Genomic DNA, 20,294 nt, shown 5'->3' on the forward strand with positions numbered 1-20,294 from the left:
TACGTGCCGAGCCCCTGGCCGAAGGCGCCGGCCGACTGGACCACGGAGGAGCAGGTGGCGGAGGCGAAGGTCTGGGCGCCGCCGGAGCACTGGCTGTCGCGGGTGGCGGACCACATGGACAGCCAGGCCAGGCCCTTCGACTTCGCCCAGGAGGCGAGGCTGCTCGCGTCGGCGACGGTGAAGGTCTCGCTGCTGGTGTCGTTGACGCCGAGCATCGGGGTGACGGCGACCTTGGCGTAGGCCTGGGCGCTGCTGAGGTTCGTCCACACGGACTGGACCTGCGAGGCGGTCGCGGTGGCGGCCTCCTCGGCGAGCGTGGCCATGTCGCCGGAGAAGGAGCTGCCGTAGTCCATCGCCATCACGTTGACGGCGGCGATGTTCGCGCCGGCGGCCTTGGCGCTGCTCAGCACGTTGACGCCGTCGCTGGTCAGGCCGGAGGGCAGCACCGGGAGTGTGTAAGAGACCTGAAGACCGGAGTCCTCGCCCTCGAGGATCGCGATGGCCTGGTTGCGCAGGTTGATCGACGCGGTGGCGGAGATCGCGGCGCCTTCGACGTCGAAGTCGATCTCGGTGAGCGAGTACTGCTTGATGACCGACTGGTAGGCCGCGGCCAGCGAGCTGGCGGAGGTGCAGCTCTGCGCGAGCTCGGTGCCGGCCTCGCCGCCGAAGGACACGCGCACGTCGCCGCCCGCGGAGCGCAGGCTCGCGATGTCGCTGGATATCGACGAGTCGGTGATCGAGGTGACGCCGCCCCATTCCGGCGTGCAGTTGCTGCCGGCGGTGATGAAGGCGAGGTTGAAGTACTTCGTGCCCTCGGTCGAGGCCTCGGAGCTGAGGTTGTACAGCGGGTAGAGCGACAGGTCGGCGTACGGCGAGAACTTGCCGTAGCTGCCCGACGGGGTGGACGTGCCGGTGCTCGTCGCCGTGGCGGTGGCCGTCGCGGTCGCGGTCGGGCTGCTGGACGCGGTGGCTGTCTTCGACGGCGAGGCCGACGCGGTCGCGGTCACGGTGGGCGAGGCCGACGGGGAGGTCGTACTCGTGCCGCCGCACGCGCTTCCGTTGATGGTGCAGTTCACCGGGTCGCCGGTGCCGTTCGCGGTGAAGCCGAAGGTGGTGCTCGCGCCCGCCGCCAGCGCGCCGTTCCAGCTGTCGTTCGCCACGGTGTAGGACTGGCCGCTGGCGGTCTCGGTGCCGTTCCACAGCGAGGTGATGGTCGTGCCGGAGGGCAGCGAGAACGTCACCTTCCAGTTGCTGATCGCCGAGCCGGTGCTGTTGGTGATCGTGTACGTGCCGGTATAGCCGCCCGACCAGCCGTTGGCGCTGAACGACGCGGCGGGCACGGCGGCGTTGGCGCCGCTCGCCAGGATGATGCCGCCGCCCGCGACGGCGAGCGTCGCACCGGTGCCGAGCGCCACCAGCCTGGCGCGGCGGGAGAAGCGCGGCGTGCGGTTGTTCTGGTCCGTTTTGGGCGTGGCAGAGCTGTGAGAGCCCATGAAGGTCCTCCGGTGGGGTACACGTGCGGCCGAGCGGCCGAGGTCTATGGTCCAGACCGGTGGGCGCGGTCTGGACTGGTGCACCACCGTACTCACCTGCGACAGCGCTCACAGCCCTCTTTCATTAACCCCGCCCTAAGGCTCCCTCAGGCTCGCCGGACGGGCTGCGCGGCGGGGTCGTTTCCGGGCGCGGGCGCGCGAAGATGAAGCCGCGGTCAACCGCCGACCGCGTACGTGTTGACCTGAGGGGAGGTGCCGTTCCAGGTGGCGATCACTTCGTACACGGTGCCCGTGCCGGACGGGGAGAAGGCGACTTCCAGAGTGTCCGTATTCGTCCAGGAACGTGCCGAATATCCGCTGCTCGGAATGGCCGCGTCGAGGACGGCGTGGTCCGGGTACAGCGTGAGCACGGCCGTCCCGCCGGGAGTGGTGTACCGCTTCCCGGCGTCGGCCGACGAGGCGCCGCCGGACGGGCTCGCGCTCGTCGACGTGGCGGCGACGGTCGTCGGCGAAGCAGAGGGCGTATTCGCCGGACGCGTCCCCCTCGTCGCGGACGGCGACGGAGCCGCGCTGGTGGTCAGCGCGCTTCCGGCCGAGCTCGAGACGCCCGCGACCTGGACCGGCCAGGCCGCGACCGTGGCGACGTGCGGCCCCTCGGCCGTCACGGGCAGCACGGAGTCGAGCCCGGCCCAGACCACGGCCATCGCCGTGGCCGTCGCCGCGCCCCAGGCCAGCAACGCGTACCCCGCCCGCCTCCTCGACACTCCCGACGCCCTCCTTAGCGCACCGGCACCGCCCACGCGGTCCGTGGTCCATTGGCTGCACTCGGTCGATCCGTTAGGTTGCCACACTATGACCCGCGTACTGCTCGTCGAAGACGATCCCGATATCCGCAGCACCGTGATACGGCAATTGTCCGAGTTCGGGCACAGCGTGCGCAGCGCGGGGACCGCCTTGGCCGCCCTGCGGGAGGCCACCCGGGACCCGGGCGACGTGATCGTACTCGACCTGGGGCTGCCGGATCTGGACGGCTCGGAGGCGCTGAAGATGCTGCGCGCGGTCACCCGCGTGCCGGTGATCATCGCCACGGCCCGGGACGACGAGGCCGAGATCATCCGGCTGCTGCACGCGGGCGCCGACGACTATCTGGTCAAGCCGTATTCGGCGGCGCACCTCGCGGCCCGGATCGCGGCCGTGCTGCGCCGCTCGGGGGCCGCGGCGCAGCCGGCGACGCTGCTCGTCGGCGGCCTGGAGATCGATCCGCGGCGACGCCAGGCACAGCTCGACGGCAAGCGTCTCGACCTGAGCCGCCGCGAGTTCGACCTGCTCGCCTATCTGGCCGCGCGGCCCGGCGAGGTCGTCACCCGCCGCGAACTGCTCTCCGAGGTCTGGCAGCTGCCGTACGGCGACGACCAGACGATCGACGTGCACCTGTCCTGGCTGCGCCGCAAGCTGGGCGAACGCGCGTCCCAGCCGCGCTACCTGCACACCGTGCGCGGGGTCGGGGTGCGGCTGGTGGATCCGTCCGGAAACGAGCCCGCTCCATGAGGCGCGCCAATGGCACGCGTCGGCCGCCGGGCATGCGCTGGGCCCTGGCGCGGGTCGCGTTCGCCGTCACCAGCATGATCGCGCTGGCCTTCCTGGTGCCGCTCGGCGTCGCGATGGAGCACCTGGCGTCGCAGAACGCGCGCAGCCAGGCCGAGTCGAAGATCACCGCGCTCGAGCCGCTGCTCGCGGTGACCACCAGCAAATCGGACCTCCGCGACGCCCTGGCCACGCTCAGCGGCGGCGGCGACGTGGGCATCCGGCTGCCTGACCTGACCCTGCTCGGCACGAACCACGCGAGCGCGATCTCGCTCGACGCCGTCGCACAGACCGGGCGCGCGACCACGCTCGCGGTCCCCGGCGGCTCGGAGATCGTGCAGCCGGAATTGGTCAACAACGGCACCAGCCTGATCGAGGTCTACCTGCCCGATTCGGCGAACACGCACGACCTGACCGAGGCCTGGATCACGCTCAGCGTCGTCGCCATCGTCCTCGTGCTCGGCTCGACGCTCGTCGCGGACCGGCTGGCCACGCGGGTCGTCGGCTCGGCCCGGCACCTCGCGGACGCCTCGCAACGGCTCGGCGAGGGCGACACGTCGGTCCGCGTCGAGCCGCACGGCCCGCGCGAGCTGGCCGAGGCCGGCGACGCCTTCAACGCCATGGCCGATCGCGTCGAGCAGCTGATCACCTCGGAGCGCGAGATGGTCGCGGACCTCTCGCACCGGCTGCGTACGCCGCTCACGGCGCTTCGGCTGAACGCGGCCGGGCTCGGCAACGGGCAGGCCGCGCGGCAGACGCAGGAGTCGGTGATGCGCCTCGAACTCGAGGTGGACAAGATCATCCGTACCGCGCGGGCCGGGACCCAACCCGGGCCGACCGCGCCGCTCACCTCGGCGGTCTGCGAGGTCTCGGCCGTGGCCAGGGAGCGGATCGCCTTCTGGTCGGCGCTGGCCGAGGACCAGGAGCGGCCGTGGCGGTTCTTCGGTCCCGGCTTAGTGCCGCAGAACGCGTCGTTGAGCCCGGCGAAGCCGGACCTTCGCCCGGCAGTGGTCCCCGTCTCGGCGCAGGAACTCGGCGCGGCGCTGGACACGCTGCTTGGCAACATCTTCCGGCACACGCCCGAGGGCACCGGCTTCCAGGTGACCGTGCACCACGGCGACGGCGCGGTCGCGGTGCTGATCGACGACGCGGGCCCGGGGCTGACCGAGCCGGAGCGGGCGGTCATCCGCGGCGCGGGCACCGGGGGCGCGGGCTCGACCGGCCTCGGCCTGGACATCGTGCGCAAGCTGGCCGAACGCGTCGGCGGCTCGCTGCACACCGACCGTTCGCCGCTCGGCGGGCTGCAGGTGCACGTGACGCTGCCGACGCTGGAGCCCAGGACGGCTAACCAGCAGCGGACGTCGTCGCCGTGGGCATCTCGCGTGCCACGAGCGCGACGTGCCGACCGAGGTGCCGCGTCACGATGATCGTGGCGGCGTTGGTCTTCGGCCCCGTGGGACGCAGCTGCTTGCGCAGGGCCGCGGGGTCGATGTCGGCGCCGCGCTTCTTGATGGCGAGCGTGCCGTAACCGCGTTCGGCGACCAGCGCGCGCAGCTTCTTCACGGTGAACGGGAGCACGTCGGTGACCTCGTACGCGGCGGCGTACGGCGTCGGCGTGTACTGATCCGCCGTCAGATACGCGATCGTCGGATCGAGCGTGCGCGCATCCAGCGTGCCGGCCAGCTCGCCGAGCAGCCGCGCCCGGATCACGGCGCCGTCCGGCTCGTAGAGATATCGCCCGATATCGCCCGGCTTCGGATCCGGCTCCCCCACGGAGGCGAACGTGTGTGGCCCCGGCAGCAGCGTGGCCCGCCGCTCGGCCGTGCGCAGTGCCCCGAAATAGATCCCGGCCTCCTTGACGTCGCCCGCGTCCGAGACCCACTCCGCCTCGGCCGTCGCGGGAATCGCCTGGTGCGCAATCCCCGGCGCGACCTTGAAGCCCGCCGCGCGGAACCGGTCTGCCAGTCCGAGCGCGAAGGACCAGGGCGGCGAGTACGCGTCGGGGTCGAAGACGCGGCCGCGCTCGCCGCGCCGCGCGGGGTCGAGGAAGACCGCGTCGCAGCCGTCGAGCCGCACGCCCGTCACGTCGCCGCACTCGATGCGGATCAGCTCGCTGAGACCGAGCGCGGCGGCGTTCGCCCGCAGCACCGCGCATGTCACCGGGTCCCGGTCCACGGCCAGCACCCGGATGCCCGCGCCGGCGAAGGCGAGCGCGTCCCCGCCGATTCCGCTGCACAGATCCGCGACCTCTCGCACGCCCGCCGCCGTGAAACGTTCGGCCCGCAGCCGTGCGACCGGAAGCCGGGTGGCCTGCTCGTACCCGGCCTCCGTGAAGTACATCGACCGCGCCGGCTCGCCGAATTTCGCCACGGCCCGGCGCCGCAGCCGGTCCTGCGTCAGCGCCGTGACCACCAGCTCCGCCGGGAAACGCGCGCGCAGCCGGGTCGCGGCGGTGAGCGGATCGACCGGCTCGGGGAGCGCGGCGAGCTCGCCGAGCAGCTCCTGGCCACGGTCAGTAAGCAAATGGTCGAATTCGGTGAGATCCACGGATCATATTCTTGCTCACAGATGCAGCCGGTACCCTGCACCCTGTGCGTTTACCAAGGATGATCCCGCGCCGGTCGGAGAGATCCGGCGCCGTGCTCTGGGGACCCTGGCTGCTCGCCTTCGGGCTCTTCCTGGTGTACGGCGCCGACTCGATCTCCCGCTACTACCGGGCCGCCCCGGGCTCCTACGACCTGGGCATCTTCACCGAGGTCGTCCGGGACTACGCGCACTTCCACGCGCCGATCGTGGACATCCTCGGCCCCGGCTTCAACCTGCTCGGCGACCACTTCCACCCGATCCTGGCCGCACTCGGCCCGGTCTTCCTGCTGTTCCCGAGCCCGCTGACGCTGCTGGTGGCGCAGGCGCTGCTGTTCGCGGTGGCCGCGGTGCCGATCGTCTGGCTGGCCCGGGACCGGATCGGCTCCGGCGCGGCGTACGCGGTGGGCGTGGGCTACGGGCTGTCCTTCGGCGTGGCGCAGGCGGTGGACTTCGACTTCCACGAGATCGCCTTCGCCGTGCCGCTGCTGGCCTTCGCGCTCTGGGCGATGCTGGAGGACCGTTCGCGCACGCTGGTGGTCTGCTGCTTCCTCCTGCTGCTGTGCAAGGAGGACATAGGCCTGACGTTCGTGCTGCCGATCGGCATCGCGGTCATCCTGCGCGGCCGGATCAAGTTCGGCGCGGCGGTCGCCGCGATGGGGACGGCCGGGTCGCTGCTCGCGATCTACTGGATCATCCCGCAGTTCAACGCCCAGCACGTCTACCAGTACTGGAGCAAGAACAGCTGCGTCGGCACCACGACCGGCGTCGCGCACGGCAACGCGATCAGCTGCCTGTGGGACTCGGGGATGGCCAGCGCCGGCACGAAGATCGAGCTGGTCTTCCTGCTGCTCGCGGTCACCGCGTTCACGGCGCTGCGTTCGCCGTACGTGCTGCTCATCGTGGCCAACCTCGGACTGCGCTTCATCTCGACGGACACCAGCTTCTGGGGCACCGCGTACCACTACAACGCGGTGCTGATGCCGGTGCTGGCCATCGCGGCGATCGACGCGATCGAGCGGGCGCGCAACGCCAAGCCGCTGGAGACCGTCGATACGGACGAAGCCGTGGGAGACCCTCCGGCCGAAGCCGCGGACGATGAACAACCCGCCGACGCTCCTCCGCCCTGGTGGCGACGCTGGGCACACGCCGTGAGCGGTGCGATCGGCCGGCACGGCGCCGTCGCGATGCTGGCGGCGAGCGCGGCGATGGTCCCGCAGTTCGCCTTCAACCAGTTCTTCAACCCGGACACCTTCACCTTCGACGCGCGCACCGGCGAACTGCGCAACGCCGCCTCGATCGTGCCCGCCAACGTGACCGTCGAGGCCACGATCAACGCGCTGGCCCCGCTCGCCGCCAAGGACGACGCGTTCTGGATCGGCAACGCGGGCAACCCGGCCGTCCAGTACGTCGTGCTCGACACCGTGGTCTCCGGCTTCTCCGGCACGATCAGCGACCCGGTCGCGTTCGTCGAGCAGCGTCACCCGGGCGCCAAGTACAAGGTCATCTGGAGCGACACCTACGGGATCTATGTGCTGGAGAAGTCATCTGGCTGAAGGCCTCCGGGAGATCGCCGACGTAGGATCGTCCCTGACGGACAATCATCATCACGCATCAGGGAGTGGATCCTATGGCGACCACCAGCAAGGCCTCGGCACACTGGGAAGGCAGCCTGCTGGAGGGCAAGGGCGCGGTCTCGCTCGACTCCTCGCACGCCGGCACGTTCGACGTCGACTGGAAGGCGCGCTCGGGCGACGACCACCAGCACACCTCGCCGGAGGAGCTGATCGGCGCCGCACACAGCACGTGCTACTCGATGGCCCTCTCGCACGCGCTGGCGCAGAACGGCACCCCGCCGACCACCGTGGACACCAGGGCCGAGGTGGACTTCAAGCCGGGCACCGGCATCACCGCGATCCGGCTCTCGGTGCGCGCCGCCGTGCCCGGGCTGACCGAGGAGCAGTTCGTGGACTTCGCGAACCAGGCCAAGGAGGGCTGCCCGGTGTCCCAGGCGCTCAAGGCCGTGCCGATCAGCCTGGAGACCGAGTTCGCGGCCTAAGCTTTTCTTCACTTATCGTATGCGCGTCATCGCGCGGCGACGTAGTGTACCCGCCGGGGCCGGTCTCGCGCCGGCCCCGGCAAGGATTCGCCAAATTCGCACGAGTTTTTGGCTAAATCCACACGATCATCGAACCCTGCCAGGTTTACTGCGGTTCTATGGACACCACCCCGAGTCCGTTTGAGGCGGTGGCCGATCCCAGCCCACGGGATCCTGAAACCACCGGACCGATATACCCGTTCGTGCGGACGTTCCCCAACCCGCACGCCAAGCCGCCACGCGAGACCGGCCGGCCCGTGCTCTCCCGGCTCGCGCTCAGTACCGTGCTGATCCTGCTCGGGCTCGGCGGCGCGATGGAGATGCTGGCCCTCTGGTGGCTGCAGACCCCCTCCTCGCGCGTGCAGAACCTCTCCGAGGCCTTCATCATGGCCGCCCAGCTGACCGGCCTGCTCGGCGGCTACCTACTCCTCATCGAGGTCGCGCTGATGGCGCGGCTGCCCTGGCTGGAGCGCCGGATCGGCTCCTGGCTGGCCTCGCTGCACCGCTATCTCGGCGGCTATCTCATGCTGCTGCTGACGATGCACGTCGCCCTCGTGCTCACCGGCTACTCGCTGAGCCTGCGGACCCCCGTCCCCAGCGTGCTGCTGGGAATCCTGCGCACGTATCCCGACGTGCTCGTCGCGACGATCGCCTACCTGCTGCTGCTCGGCCTCGGCCTGAGCTCGATCCGCAAGATCCGGCGGCGGCTGGGCTACGAGCGTTGGCACGCGCTGCACCTGGTCGCGTATCCGGCGGGAGTACTGGCGTTCGGCCATGAAATCGCGATGGGCGCCCAGTTCACCCGCAACACGTACGCTCGCGACGGCTGGACGCTGATCAACGTCGCGGTCGCGGCGGCCGTGCTGACGCACCGTTTCTACCTCCCGCTGAGGCGGCATCGGCGGCACCGCCTGCGGATCTCGCACATCGTGGCCGAGTCGCCGGACACGATCAGCGTGTACATCACCGGCATCAACATCGACCAGTTGAACGCGCAGGGCGGCCAGTATTTCCGCTGGCGGTTCCTGGCCCGCGGCGTCTGGCACCAGACCCACCCGTTCTCCCTCTCGGCCCACCCGACCGAGAACACGCTGCGGCTCACGGTCAAGGGCGTCGGCGCGTACACCAGGCGGCTCAAGCGCAGGTTGCGCCCCGGCCAGCGCGTGCTCGCGGACGGCCCCTACGGCGCGTTCACCGCGTACCTCAGGCGCCGAAGACGGGTGCTCCTGATCGGCGGCGGCGTCGGGGTCACCCCGCTGCGCGCGATCGCCGAGACCCTCGACGGCAACGAGCGCGACGTGATCTTCGCGCAGCGTGCCACGACCGAACACGACCTGCTGATGGTCGACGAACTGCGCCGGATGCAGCGGCAGGGGAAACTCACCTTCCTGCCGGTGCTCGGCAAGCGCGGCAAGACGCGGCGCGATGACCCGATGCATCCGGCCCGGCTGCGCGAGGCGATACCCGACCTCAGCGAGCGCGAGGTCTTCATCTGCGGCTCACCGGGCATGGTGGCCGCCACGATCAAGAACCTGAGGCGCGCGGGCGTGCGCAGGACGTACATCCACACCGAGCTCTTCGACTTCTGACCTACGTGCCGAACGTGGCCCACCACTGAGTTGGGAGTTGCCATGCGCACATTCACCTTCTGCACCCTGGCTTCGCTCGCGGTGCTCTCCTCGGCGATCACCGCCAAGGCGCTGACCTCGTCGCACCAGCACGCCGCACTCACCGACGTCTCCGCCACCGCGGCCAGCCGCACCGCGCTCGGCCCCGCGATCCCACTGGCCCATGGCCTGGTCCAGGTCCAGGTCACGTCCGTCGGCACCCGGATCATGGACATCGTCGCGGTCCAACTGCCGCACGACAACAACCACTCCTGGGACGACTCGCTGCACGCCGCGGCCGTGCTGCGCAGCGAGATCCTGAGCAAGCAGCGCACCGACGTGGACGTGGTCAGCGGCGCGACGTACACCAGCGAGGGCTACCTCGAGTCGCTCAACGCAGCCCTCGACGTCGCGGTCCCCAACGCGCCGAAGATGTCCCCGACCCCGATGTCCTGACCCGGCGCGATCCGGTCGGGTGCCACGCCGCGGACGTACGCGGCGTGGCACCCGACCTCGGGGCTCACTCATCCGTTGCCGAGCCAGGTCGCCGAAAAGGTTGCCGTCGAGTTCGGGAACTCGCGCCTGAAGTGACGCGTTGTCACATCAAGTATTCCTTTGGATACGAGAGGTGATGGAGTGAGTGATGTGCATCGACAAGACTCTGCTTCGCGAGCAGGACGCGCGGCTCAAGTCCGCCTGGCACGAGATCGAGGAGGCCTCGCAGCGCATCCTCGGGCAGCTCTCCGATGCGGAGTCGGTCAGCCCGGAGGAGGCGCAGCTCGTACTAGACGCGTCGTACGCCATCTGGCGCGTGGACCAGGGCATGCACGAGCTCATCGACCTGCATCGGGCGCTGACCGACCGGCTCAATGGAGCATCCCTCGCCCCGAACCTGCAGGGCGAGGGATGCTCGAGAAACGGTGCGGGCCGCGGCTGCTACGAGAGGTAGTAGCCGGCCAGGTCGGCGATGACCTGGATGGAGCCCGAGGAACTGTTCTGGAAGTCGACCTTTCCGTCCGTCACCGGAACCGGCGTCAGCAGACGGTAGCCGCCGCCGGCTGCCTGGGCGGAGAGGATCTCGTGGAACGGGGCGGTGCCGGTGAGCGCACAGGTGACGTAGGCGTAGGCGATGGAGCAGGTGTTCGCGCCGGTCGCGTCGAGGATCTGCACCGAGGCCTCGGAGGCTCCGGCGGCGGTCGCCTGGTTGAACACGTAGTCCGAGGCGCCAGAAGCGGTCGGCAGGGTAAGGCAGACCTCCTCACCCAGCCCGCCGAAGGTGCCCGTGGCGGGGCCGCTCGCGAAATCCGTGTCGCCGGTCGCCGAGCAGCCGCGGCTCTCGTTCGCCGCGATGAACACCACGCCGAGCGCGCTGGCGTACTCGGGATACTCCAGCGTCACGAAGTCGTAGGTGCCGGCGGCGAGCTGGCAGGTCGAGCCGGAGTTGGTGCAGGCGGTCGTGCCGTCGGTGTTGTACAGCGTGCCGCTGATGCCGCTGTACCCCGCGCTGACCGCGTAGACCTGGTAGCTGCCCGCGGCGGCGACGGTGAGGGTCCGGCACTGGTCGGCGGAACTCTGGTCCGGCACCGAGCCGTAGGCCTGCTGAGCGACGGTCAGGCAGCCCTGCGGGTGAGTGACGTCGTACAGGGTCTGCCAGTAGGTGTTCGCGCGGCCGTAGAGGTCGCCGACGCGCACCCGGTAGGGAGCGGTGCCGGTCAGGGTGCAGTCGCCCTGGTCGTCGACGCAGATCTGCGCACCGGTCGCGTCGTACACGGTCGTGTTCATCTCGCCCCACATGGACGAGGCCACGTACGCGTGCAGCACGTCGCCGCCGGCCATGTTCAGCGTGTAGCAGGCACCGGTCGCACCCGCCGCGACCGCGCCCTGCAGCACCGGCGAGGCGAAGGAGGGGTTTGCCACCGCGCAGGAGGTGTCGGAGAGCAGCGCGGTGTAATCCAGCGTGTAGTCGCTCGACTGGTTCTGCACCTGCACGGTGTAGGTGCCCGAGGCGCTGGTGGCACACTGCGTCAAATCAGTGCTCTGACAGGTGAGAAGCGTGCTGTCCGGCGCCGTGACGGTGATCCCGAGGGTGTTCCCGCTCGTCGGCAGGGCACGAATGAGCAGCAGGTCGGTCGAAGCGGTCAAGGTCAGCGTGAAGGTGTCGGTTCCGGTGCTCGAAGGCGTCGAGCACTGATAGACCGTGTCCGAGCTGATATGGCCCGAGCAGGTGTCCGGCACGGCGCTGCCGGAGACGGCGCTGCGGGCGGCGGCGGCGCGGGCCTGCCGCGCCGCCGCCGGAGCGAGCGCCGCGGCGTGCTGTGCCTTGACCGGCGCGGTCGGCTTGGTGACGCTCTTGTTCGTCGAGAGCGCGTTGTCGGCCGGCTTGGCCGACTTGCTCGACGTGTTCGACGTGTTCGACGATGTGCTCGATGTCGTCTTGGACTTCGTCGGCGTGCTCGCCGCCGCGGCGGTGGTGCCGACGGGCGTCAGGACGCTGATCACCAGGGCGGCGCAGAGCGCCAGCACCCCCGATCTCCTGTGCGTCCGAGCCTGCCGAGCGGAGATATCCGCATACTGCCACTCCCCTGATTCTGCAGCTCCTCACCCGCCCGGCTGACTCAGGGGGCCGAGGGCAGCCAGATTCTAATGAGAGTCACAGGCAACGTCGAGACGTTAAGGTGTCACCGCTCTGCGCCAAAGTCACGGCACTGCGAGCCGCCCTGCCGGCCGCGGAAACTCAGGCCGTGACGTCGGTGATCAGCATCGACGAGTCCGCGGGCAGGTCCAGCCTGCTCGGCGCGACGCCCGCCGCGACGAGTTCGGCGCCGAGGGCGGCGACCATGGCGCCGTTGTCGGTGCACAGGCCGGGGCGCGGCACGCGGACGCGGATGCCCGCGGTCTCGGCGCGCTCGACCGCCAGCGCCCGCAGCCGCGAGTTGGCCGCGACGCCGCCTCCGATCAGCAGGTGGTCGACGCCGTTCTCCTTGCAGGCGCGCAGGGCCTTGCGGGTCAGCACGTCGACGACGGCCTCCTGGAATGACGCCGCCACGTCCGCGATGGGCACCGGCTCGCCGGCCCGCTCCTTGGCCTCGACCCAGCGCGCGACCGCCGTCTTCAGGCCGGAGAAGGAGAAGTCGTACGGCGCGTCGCGCGGGCCGGTCAGGCCGCGCGGGAAGGCGATCGCCTCCGGGTCGCCGCCCTCGCGCGCGGCGCGGTCGATCAGCGGGCCGCCGGGGAAGCCGAGGCCGAGCACCCTGGCCACCTTGTCGAAGGCCTCGCCGGCCGCGTCGTCGATGGTGCTGCCCAGCGGGCGCACGTCCGTCGCCACGTCCGGAACCAGCAGCAGCGAGGAGTGGCCGCCGGAAACGAGCAGGGCCATGGCGGGCTGCGGCAGCTTGCCGTGTTCCAACTGGTCCACGCAGACGTGCGCGGCCAGATGGTTCACGCCGTAGATCGGCTTGCCCAGAGCCAGCGCGTAGGCCTTGGCCGCGGCGACGCCGACGAGCAGCGCGCCCGCGAGGCCGGGGCCCGCGGTGACCGCGACGGCGTCGATGTCGCCGAGCTTCAGGCCCGCCTTGTCCAGCGCCCGGTGCACGGTCGGCACCATGGCCTCCAGATGCGCGCGCGAGGCGACCTCGGGGACCACGCCGCCGAAGCGCGCATGCTCGTCGACGCTGGTGGCCAGCGCGTCCCCGAGCAGCTCGGTGCCGCGCACAATGCCGACCCCGGTCTCATCGCAGGACGTTTCGAAGCCGAGCACGATCGGCTGGTCGGCGGCGCTCATTCCTTCACCCAATCCACGCTCGTCACACTGTCCACCTCGACACGCTCTTCGCACCGTCCACCCCGATGCGCGGCGCTCATTCCTTCACCCAATCCACGCTCTTCACACTGTCCACCTCGATGCGCTCCCCCGCGGCGCCCTTGCTGCCGAACCGCTCGATCACCCCGCTGCTGCGCATGACCAGCGCGTCGATGTTCATCGGCTGGTAGTAACCCTTGCGGAAGCCGACCTCCTCGAAACCGAAGCGCCGGTAGAGCCGCTGGGCCCGGTCGTTGTCCACGCGCACCTCGAGCACGACGTCGTCGCAGTCGCGCCGGGCCGCCTCGCGCATCAGCTCGGTCAGCAGGATCGCGCCGAGTCCGCGCCGCTCCTGCCTGGGGTCGACCGCGATGGTCAGCACCTCGGCCTCGCCGATCCCGGCGAGCAGCCCCGCGTAGCCGATCAGCCGCGACTCGCCCTCGTTGCCCGGCTCGTACTGCTCGGCGACCAGGTAGTACCGGGTCGCGGCCTCGGCCAGCTCGGACCAGAACATGCCGACCGACCAGGCGTCCTCGGGGAACGCCGCGTGCTCGAGCAGGATGACGCCGGGAATGTCCCACCACCGCATGCGCCGCAGCTCGACGCGCCGATGGGCGGCCGCGGGCAGGAGGTGGGCGCTGGTCATGCCGGGGTCACCGCCTTGCGCGCACCCGGTTCCACGGCATCGGGGCGGCGCAGATAGAGCGGGTGCGGCTCGAGCAGCGTGTCCGGCGCCTCGCGCAGCAGACGCGCCGTCAGTTCGGCGAGCACGGCCGCGCTGGGCAGCTCCGGCCGCAGCGAGTTCGGGAACTGCTCCGGATACAGCTGCGCGCCCTGCCCGGCCACGCCGTACCCGGCGAGCCGCTCGGCGATCTCGGCGGGCCGATCCACCGCGGGCTCGGACTCGCGACGCCCCGTCACGTCGTAGGTGGCCCAGTACACCTCGCGCCGCCGTGCGTCCGTCGCCACCGCGAAGGGCTTGTCGACGGCGGCGCCGTCGGCACCGGTCACCGCGGCGGCGAGGATGTCGAGGGTGCAGACGCCGTGCACCGGGATGTCCAGCGCGTCGCCGAGGGCGCGCGCCGTCATCAGGCCGACGCGCAGGCCGGTGAACGGGCCGGGGCCCACGCCGACCGCGACGCCGGTCAGGTCGGTGCGCGCGCAGCCGGCGGCCGCCAGCACCTGCTCGATCCCGGGCGCGAGCAACTCGCCGTGCCTGCGCGCGTCGATCTCGGTGTGCTCGGCGAGCACACCCTCGTCTCCGCGCAGCGCGACGGTCACCGCGGGGGTCGCCGTGTCGAAAGCCAAGAGCAGCACCCGGCCATTATTGACTATCTGGGCAAGCTGGACCGCCGCTACGCCGGATCCATACCCTCGCGCACCGCCGTCACGTGGCCCTCTTAACCCGTACGGTGCCGGTAGGGCATGATGGCACTCATGGGCAAAGGAACCAGGGCCGCGGGGACACGTCGTGCCGCGGCGGCCGCTCCGCCGCCGGGGCGTGCGTACGGGCGGTCTCCGGGGGACGGTCAGCAGAGCTCCGTTCCGCCGCCCCCGCCGACCCGCACGGCCGCCCGGGGCGCCGCGCCGCGGCCGAGGTCGGGGCGCGGCGCGACGTTCTCGGTGCTGATGATGACGATCGCCGCGCTGGCGGCCGTCGGCGTGCTCGCGGCGCAGGCCGAGGCGACGGCGCCGCGGGTCCGCGCGCAGGGGACCAACGCCTCGACGACGAAGACGACCTCGAAGTCCGGCTCGAGTTCCTCGGGCACGACCGCCAACGCGCTGCCCGCGAACTCCGGCAGCGGCACGCGGGTCGTCTACTCACCGAGCCAGAAGCGCGTCTGGCTGGTCGAGGGCAGCCACACCGTGGAACGCGCGATGCAGGTGGTCCCGGGCACGATCATCGCCCCGAACGGCAACTACACGGTCTCAGCCAAGACGCCCGGCGCCACCGGTTCGGACAACGTGTCGGTGATCTACGTCGTCCGCTTCGACTCCGGCTCGTCGACCACATACGGCTTCGACGCCGACCAGAACATCACCGGTCTGCCGCCCGCGCCGACCGGCCGGACCGGCGGTATCCGCATGGCCCAGCTGGACGCCCAGGCGCTCTACGAGTTCGCCTCCGTCGGCACCACGGTCGTCGTGGTCTCGTAGCCCGCGCGCGGCCCGGGCAGCGAGCAGCCCGCGTCTGACGCGACGTCAGACGCGGGAGACGGTGATCTCGCGGACGTCGTCCTCGCGCGCGCGGTCGAGGCGCACGACGTAGTAGCCGGAGCGGCCCTCGGCGAGCACCTCGGCCTTGCCCTCGCCCCACTCGACGACCGTGATCGACTCGTCCATCGACGCGTCGAGGTCCAGATCGTCCAGCTCGGCCAGGCTGCCGAGGCGGTAGGCGTCCACGTGCACGAGCGCGGGACCGCCGACGAGCGAGGGGTGCACGCGGGCCAGTACGAACGTGGGCGAGGTGATCGGGCCGCGCACGCCGAGGCCCTCGGCGAGGCCCTGGGTGAACGTCGTCTTCCCGGCGCCGAGTTCACCCGAAAGAATGACCAGGTCACCGGGCCTGAGCCGCTTGGCGAACGCCAGTCCGGCCGCGCGGGTCTCCGCCGCGTCGACCGCGATCAGCCGTTCTTCCCGTTCCGTAGCCGCCCCTGACGCGCCGTCAAGCACATTCACTGCACAGCTCTCCTGCCGGACGATGAACTGCCGAGCTGAGCCTCGGCCCGGTCCACCAGGTTACGCAGGGCCTCGCCCACTTCGTCCGGGTGCTCGAGAATCAGGGCGTGGCCGGCGTTGGGCAGCACGACGTAGTCGGCGGACGGGATCGCGTCGGCGAGCGCCTCGCTGTGCGCGACCGGGAGCACCAGGTCGTTGGCGCCGCTGAGCACGAGGCTCGGGACGCGGTCGAAGACCGGGACGGACTCGCTCATGTCCAGCTTGCCGAAGACCGGGTAGAAGTCCGCGATGACGTCGATCGGCACGGACTGGATCAGGTCCTGGGTGTAGCGGACCAGCGACTCGGGCACGTCGGAGCCGAATGCGTAGCGCCGGGTGAGCACCAGGCCCAGGTCGCCGCCGAGCGCCCGGCCGCGCTCGACCAGGCCGGACTGCCTGGCGAGCAGTTCGAGCACGGTCGGGGTGGTGCGGTGCAGCAGCTTGGCGCTGGGGCGCGGCAGGCCGAAGGCGATGTCCTCGAAACGCCCGGCCGACGTGCTGATCAGCGCGGTGCCGACGATCCGGTCGCCGAACAGTTCGGGGTGCCGCGCGGCGAGGGCCATCATCGTCATGCCGCCCATCGAGTGGCCGATGAGGATGACCGGACCCTCCGGGCAGGTGGCCTGGAGCACCGCGTACAGGTCCTCGCCGAGCTGGTCTATGGTGACGGGCTTCGCACGGCCCTTCTCGTCGCGCGGGGACCGCTCGGAGCGGCCGTGGCCGCGCTGGTCCCAGAAGACCATCCGATGCGTCGCGGAGAACTCGGCGCGCTGGTAGTGCCAGCAGTCCTGCGGCAGGCAGAAGCCGTGGGTGAACAGCAGCGTCGGGCGCGGGGCCGAGCCGTTCACGACGGACGCGGCGGCCTCGCGGACGGAGCGCATCGCGGCGGCGAGGCCGCCCGGCGCGGCACTTCCGTTGGAGGCGGCGCTTCCGCTGGAGCCGTTCGCGTCGACCGATCGGGGAGTCGTCGTGGCGGAGCCGTTGAGCGGTCCGCCGCCGCTGCCGCGACCGCTCGCCGACCGGGGCGGGACGGCCGCCCAGCCGCGCGGCTCGTCGACCTCGACGTACAGTTCCACGCCGTCGGACGAGGTGACCGACAGCGGGTCGCCGCGCAGCGTGCCGAAGGGCTCGCCGGGGTCGTGGATCGCGGCCATCCGGCGCACCGCCCGTCCGATCGTCAGCCGTTCCACGGTGAAGCCGACGGCCGCGCCCGCGGCCACCACGCCGACGGCCGCGCCGAGAATCCCGGCCCGCCTGCCCTTCCCCGATCCCTCTGCCACGGTCCGGCCGCCTTCCACACTGCGCGTTCAAGCACTCTACGCTAGGTCAACGCTCGATTTATCCCGTTTGTCCCCGCCCCGGGATCACGACTGTCTACTTCTCAGTGTTGCCCGTCAAGCTCGGTTCAAGCGTTCGAAGCCGGGCTGTGCCGAACCTGTCGATCGGTCACGGGCGCGTCCGCGTAGACCCGCGGCACGCGTGGTCCGATCCGGGTGACGATCTCGTAGCCGATCGTGTCGGTAGCCTCGGCCCAGTCCTGCACGGTGGGGGTGCCGCCGTCGCCGGGACCGAAGAGCACCGCCTCGTCGCCGGGGCGCGGGTCGGCCGCGGACTCGTCGCCCGGGCCGAGGTCGACGATGAACTGGTCCATCGCGACCCGTCCGGCGATCGTGTGGCGGCGCCCGCCGATGGACACCGGGCCGACTCCGGATGCGGCGCGCGGGATGCCGTCCGCATAGCCGGCCGGGATGAGCGCGAGCCGGGTCTCCTCGCTGGTGTGGTACGTGTGGCCGTAGGACAAGCCGTGCCCGGCCGGGGCCCGCTTCACCGAGGCCAGGCGCGCGACCAGGGTCATCACCGGGCGCAGGCCGTGCTCCGCGGGCAGCCCGAATTCGGGCGCCGGGCTCAGGCCGTACATCGCGACGCCGGTGCGCACGAGGTCGAAGTGGCTCTCCGGCAGCGAGAGCGTGGCCGGGGAGTTGGCCATGTGCCGCACCTCGGGGTGCACCCCGGCGGCCTCGGCGTACGCGAGGGCGTCCTGAAAGGCCGTCAACTGACGGTTGATCGAGGGGTGGCCCGGCTCGTCGGCGCAGGCGAAGTGCGACCAGACGCCGGTGATCCGCAGCAGCCCGTCCCGCTCGGCCTTGACCGACTCGTCCACCACGAGCGGCCAGTCGTGCGGCTGCACGCCGTTGCGGCCGAGTCCGGTGTCCGCCTTGAGTTGGATCCGCGCGGGCCGTCCGGTGCGTTCGACCGCCTCGAGGATCGCGTGCAGCGCCCACTGGCCGGAGACGGAGATGTCCACGTCGGCGAGCACGAGCGCGGCGAAGTCGTCGCCGGGCGCGTGCAGCCAGGTGAGCATCGGCGCCTCGATCCCGGCGGCGCGCAGCGCGAGGGCCTCCTCGGGCACCGCGGTGCCGATCCAGGTGGCCCCGGCCTCCAGGGCGGCGCGGGCGCAGCGCAGCATGCCGTGCCCGTAGGCGTCGGCCTTCACGACGGCCATGACCTGCGCCGGGGCGGCGATCTCGCGCAGCCGCCGGACGTTCGACCGAAGCGCGCCGAGGTCGATCCGGGCTTCCAGTCGGGCAGGGGTCAGGGAGTCGTGGTCATTCATCCTCGGATATTGTGCCAGGCCAACGGCAAGGTCGCGACTAGGTCACCTGCCGCGACCGGCCCGCTGCGCGCGGCGAGCAGCCCGGTCGCCCCGTGCAGGTACGCGCCGACCGACGCCGCGTCCAGCGGCGAGAGGCCGCCCGCGAGCAGTCCTCCGATGATCCCGGCCAGCACGTCGCCGCTGCCGGCGGTCGCCAGCACCGGGCTCGCGTGCGTGTTGACCCGAATCGGGGAATTCGGCGACGCGATCAGCGTGTTGGCGCCCTTCAACAGCACCGTCGCGTCATACGAATCGGCCAGACGGCGGACGGATTCGAGGCGCTGTCCCTCGATCTGCTCAGCGGGCACGTCCAGCAGCGCGGCGGCCTCCCCGGCGTGCGGCGTGAGGATCGTGGGCGCGGAACGCTCGAGCGCCTTGCGCGGCAGCAGCCGCAGGCCGTCCGCGTCGACGACCACCGGCACGTCCGTGGAGAGCACGTTCAGCAGCCTGCGCACGGATTCGTCGTCCTGTCCGAGCCCCGAGCCGACGACCCACGCCTGCACGTGGCCGCCGCCCATGATCACCTCAGGGTAACTGCCGACCACGTCCACCGGCCCGCTGTAGCGCACCGCGCCGACGCCCGAACGCAGCGCGGCACCCGTGGCCAGCAGGGCGGCGCCGGGGTACCGCTCGGAGCCGACGGCGAGCCCGACCACGCCGCGGCTGTATTTGTGTGACGAATGCGAGGGTGCGGGAAGCAGTTCCCGCACATCCTCTTCCCCCAGGTTCTCGATCACCGGCTCGACCGACGCCGGGAACTCGAGGCCGATGTCGACGAGCTCGACGATCCCCGCATGCCCGGCTCCCGGGTCGACGAAGAGCCCTGGCTTGTGGGTGCCGAACGTGACGGTCACGTCGGCCCGCACGGCCGCGCCCGCCACCTCGCCGGTATCCGCGTCGATGCCGCTCGGTAGGTCCACGGCCAGGATCGGCGCGCCGGAGTTCCGCGCAGCCGCCGCCGCCTCGGCGAACGCGCCGCGTAGCCCGCCGCGTCCGCCGATGCCCAGGAGTCCGTCCACGATGAGGTCGGCGCGGTCCAACACGGATTCGACGGACGATCCGGCCACGACGCGTCCCCCGGCGTCGCGCAGGGCTGACAGACCCCCGACGTGCGCGCGAGCCGGATCCACCAGCACCGCGTGCACTGTGACTCCGCGACCGGCCAGCAGCGCACCCGCGAACAGCGCGTCACCCCCGTTGTCGCCCACGCCCACGAGCAGCACCACGCGCGAGCCGTAGACCGACCCCGCCTCGCGCAGCATCCCCGCGGCGACGGTCGCGAGACCGAAGGCCGCGCGCTGCATGAGCGCGCCCTCCGGCAAACGTGCCATCAACTCCCGCTCGGCGGCCCGGACATCGGCGACTGCGTGCGCGTATCTCATGCTTCCATTCTGGAAGCAGGACTACCGCTCCGCGACCACCATCGCCGAAGCGATGCCCGCGTCGTGGCTGAGCGAGATGTGCCAGCCGGTCACGCCCAGCTCAGCGGCCCGCGCCGCGACGCCGCCGTTGACGACCAGGTACGGCCGGCCGCTCGACTCGCTGCACACCTCGGCGTCCTGCCAGCTGAGGTCGCCCGGATTGCCGAGCGCCTTGCCGACCGCCTCCTTCGCGGCGAACCGCGCGGCCAGCGAGGCCACCGGCAGCGAACGCTCCCGGTCGGTGAAGATCCGCTCAAGCAGGCCGGGCGTGCGCTCCAGCGAGGCCTGGAAACGCGCGATGTCGACCACGTCGATGCCCACGCCCACGATCATCTGAC

20 protein-coding genes are annotated in these 20,294 nt (G+C 71.3%); 8 read left to right on the top strand and 12 right to left on the bottom strand.

What is annotated here, in order from left to right:
• Positions 1 to 1,493 (bottom strand): cellulose binding domain-containing protein (locus VG296_RS28485; protein WP_325571323.1); only part of this gene is annotated, 1,493 nt, incomplete at its 3' end.
• 215 nt (positions 1,494 to 1,708) lie between these two features.
• Positions 1,709 to 2,257 carry a hypothetical protein gene (locus tag VG296_RS28490; RefSeq protein WP_325571325.1) on the bottom strand — a complete coding sequence of 183 codons (549 nt, stop codon included), beginning with the start codon at positions 2,255 to 2,257 and terminating at the stop codon, positions 1,709 to 1,711.
• An 88-nt stretch (positions 2,258 to 2,345) separates the two neighbouring features.
• Here VG296_RS28490 and VG296_RS28495 point away from each other — a divergent pair, with 88 nt between their 5' ends.
• Together VG296_RS28495 and VG296_RS28500 are read left to right on the top strand one after the other, a co-directional pair.
• Positions 2,346 to 3,041, top strand: a complete 696-nt coding sequence (locus VG296_RS28495; RefSeq protein ID WP_325571327.1) for a response regulator transcription factor — start codon at positions 2,346 to 2,348, stop codon at positions 3,039 to 3,041.
• Positions 3,038 to 4,504 (top strand): HAMP domain-containing sensor histidine kinase, encoded by a 1,467-nt coding sequence (locus tag VG296_RS28500; RefSeq protein ID WP_325571329.1) that lies wholly within the window; start codon positions 3,038 to 3,040, stop codon positions 4,502 to 4,504. Before VG296_RS28495 ends, VG296_RS28500 begins: the two co-directional genes overlap by 4 nt.
• Here VG296_RS28500 and VG296_RS28505 read toward each other — a convergent pair.
• On the bottom strand, positions 4,422 to 5,624 hold the full coding sequence (locus VG296_RS28505) for a THUMP-like domain-containing protein (protein ID WP_325571331.1): 1,203 nt from the start codon (positions 5,622 to 5,624) through the stop codon (positions 4,422 to 4,424). The genes VG296_RS28500 and VG296_RS28505 overlap by 83 nt on opposite strands.
• A gap of 44 nt (positions 5,625 to 5,668) precedes the next feature.
• Between VG296_RS28505 and VG296_RS28510 the strand changes: the two genes are divergently transcribed.
• The 5 genes from VG296_RS28510 to VG296_RS28530 all read left to right on the top strand — a co-directional run bounded on the left by VG296_RS28510 (position 5,669) and on the right by VG296_RS28530 (position 10,314).
• Positions 5,669 to 7,216 carry a DUF2079 domain-containing protein gene (locus tag VG296_RS28510; protein ID WP_325571333.1) on the top strand — a complete coding sequence of 516 codons (1,548 nt, stop codon included), beginning with the start codon at positions 5,669 to 5,671 and terminating at the stop codon, positions 7,214 to 7,216.
• A gap of 74 nt (positions 7,217 to 7,290) precedes the next feature.
• Positions 7,291 to 7,719, top strand: a complete 429-nt coding sequence (locus VG296_RS28515) for an OsmC family peroxiredoxin (RefSeq protein ID WP_325571335.1) — start codon at positions 7,291 to 7,293, stop codon at positions 7,717 to 7,719.
• Between the two features lie 242 nt (positions 7,720 to 7,961).
• The gene (locus VG296_RS28520) at positions 7,962 to 9,347 is read left to right on the top strand and encodes a ferredoxin reductase family protein (RefSeq protein ID WP_325571337.1); all 1,386 of its coding nucleotides are present in this window, start codon (positions 7,962 to 7,964) and stop codon (positions 9,345 to 9,347) included.
• Positions 9,348 to 9,389: 42 nt separating this feature from the next.
• Positions 9,390 to 9,821: an FMN-binding protein gene (locus tag VG296_RS28525; protein ID WP_325571339.1), complete on the top strand. Its 432-nt coding sequence runs from the start codon at positions 9,390 to 9,392 to the stop codon at positions 9,819 to 9,821.
• Positions 9,822 to 10,008: 187 nt separating this feature from the next.
• Positions 10,009 to 10,314: a hypothetical protein gene (locus tag VG296_RS28530; RefSeq protein WP_325571341.1), complete on the top strand. Its 306-nt coding sequence runs from the start codon at positions 10,009 to 10,011 to the stop codon at positions 10,312 to 10,314.
• On the opposite strand, the gene VG296_RS28535 is transcribed toward VG296_RS28530, so the two are convergent.
• The 4 genes from VG296_RS28535 to tsaB all read right to left on the bottom strand — a co-directional run bounded on the left by VG296_RS28535 (position 10,302) and on the right by tsaB (position 14,481).
• The gene (locus VG296_RS28535; RefSeq protein WP_325571343.1) at positions 10,302 to 11,888 is read right to left on the bottom strand and encodes a hypothetical protein; all 1,587 of its coding nucleotides are present in this window, start codon (positions 11,886 to 11,888) and stop codon (positions 10,302 to 10,304) included. The genes VG296_RS28530 and VG296_RS28535 overlap by 13 nt on opposite strands.
• A 211-nt stretch (positions 11,889 to 12,099) precedes the next feature.
• Positions 12,100 to 13,146 (bottom strand): tRNA (adenosine(37)-N6)-threonylcarbamoyltransferase complex transferase subunit TsaD, encoded by a 1,047-nt coding sequence (tsaD, locus tag VG296_RS28540; RefSeq protein ID WP_325571345.1) that lies wholly within the window; start codon positions 13,144 to 13,146, stop codon positions 12,100 to 12,102.
• 76 nt (positions 13,147 to 13,222) lie between these two features.
• Entirely contained in the window at positions 13,223 to 13,810 is a 588-nt protein-coding gene (rimI, locus tag VG296_RS28545) for a ribosomal protein S18-alanine N-acetyltransferase (protein ID WP_325571347.1), read from the bottom strand.
• Positions 13,807 to 14,481 carry a tRNA (adenosine(37)-N6)-threonylcarbamoyltransferase complex dimerization subunit type 1 TsaB gene (gene tsaB / locus VG296_RS28550; RefSeq protein WP_325571349.1) on the bottom strand — a complete coding sequence of 225 codons (675 nt, stop codon included), beginning with the start codon at positions 14,479 to 14,481 and terminating at the stop codon, positions 13,807 to 13,809. The genes rimI and tsaB overlap by 4 nt, the downstream gene beginning before the upstream one ends.
• Before the next feature lie 120 nt (positions 14,482 to 14,601).
• On the opposite strand from tsaB, the gene VG296_RS28555 reads away from it, so the two are divergent.
• On the top strand, positions 14,602 to 15,321 hold the full coding sequence (locus VG296_RS28555; protein ID WP_325571351.1) for a hypothetical protein: 720 nt from the start codon (positions 14,602 to 14,604) through the stop codon (positions 15,319 to 15,321).
• A 45-nt stretch (positions 15,322 to 15,366) separates the two neighbouring features.
• Here the strand turns inward: VG296_RS28555 and tsaE are convergent, their stop codons facing one another.
• From tsaE to VG296_RS28580, 5 genes are all read right to left on the bottom strand, one after another.
• Positions 15,367 to 15,837, bottom strand: a complete 471-nt coding sequence (tsaE, locus tag VG296_RS28560) for a tRNA (adenosine(37)-N6)-threonylcarbamoyltransferase complex ATPase subunit type 1 TsaE (RefSeq protein WP_414641147.1) — start codon at positions 15,835 to 15,837, stop codon at positions 15,367 to 15,369.
• Between the two features lie 2 nt (positions 15,838 to 15,839).
• Positions 15,840 to 17,162, bottom strand: a complete 1,323-nt coding sequence (locus VG296_RS28565; protein ID WP_325571355.1) for an alpha/beta hydrolase — start codon at positions 17,160 to 17,162, stop codon at positions 15,840 to 15,842.
• Between the two features lie 125 nt (positions 17,163 to 17,287).
• Positions 17,288 to 18,496 (bottom strand): alanine racemase, encoded by a 1,209-nt coding sequence (gene alr / locus VG296_RS28570; protein WP_325571357.1) that lies wholly within the window; start codon positions 18,494 to 18,496, stop codon positions 17,288 to 17,290.
• Positions 18,493 to 19,917, bottom strand: a complete 1,425-nt coding sequence (locus tag VG296_RS28575; RefSeq protein ID WP_325571359.1) for an NAD(P)H-hydrate dehydratase — start codon at positions 19,915 to 19,917, stop codon at positions 18,493 to 18,495. Before VG296_RS28575 ends, alr begins: the two co-directional genes overlap by 4 nt.
• A gap of 21 nt (positions 19,918 to 19,938) precedes the next feature.
• Positions 19,939 to 20,289, bottom strand: coding sequence for a holo-ACP synthase (locus tag VG296_RS28580; protein ID WP_325571361.1), 351 nt, complete (start codon positions 20,287 to 20,289; stop codon positions 19,939 to 19,941).
• Positions 20,290 to 20,294: the final 5 nt, after the last annotated feature.

Origin of the sequence: Actinospica sp., assembly GCF_035552695.1 — a bacterium.
In the GTDB taxonomy this organism is placed as follows: Bacteria; Actinomycetota; Actinomycetes; order Streptomycetales; family Catenulisporaceae; genus Actinospica.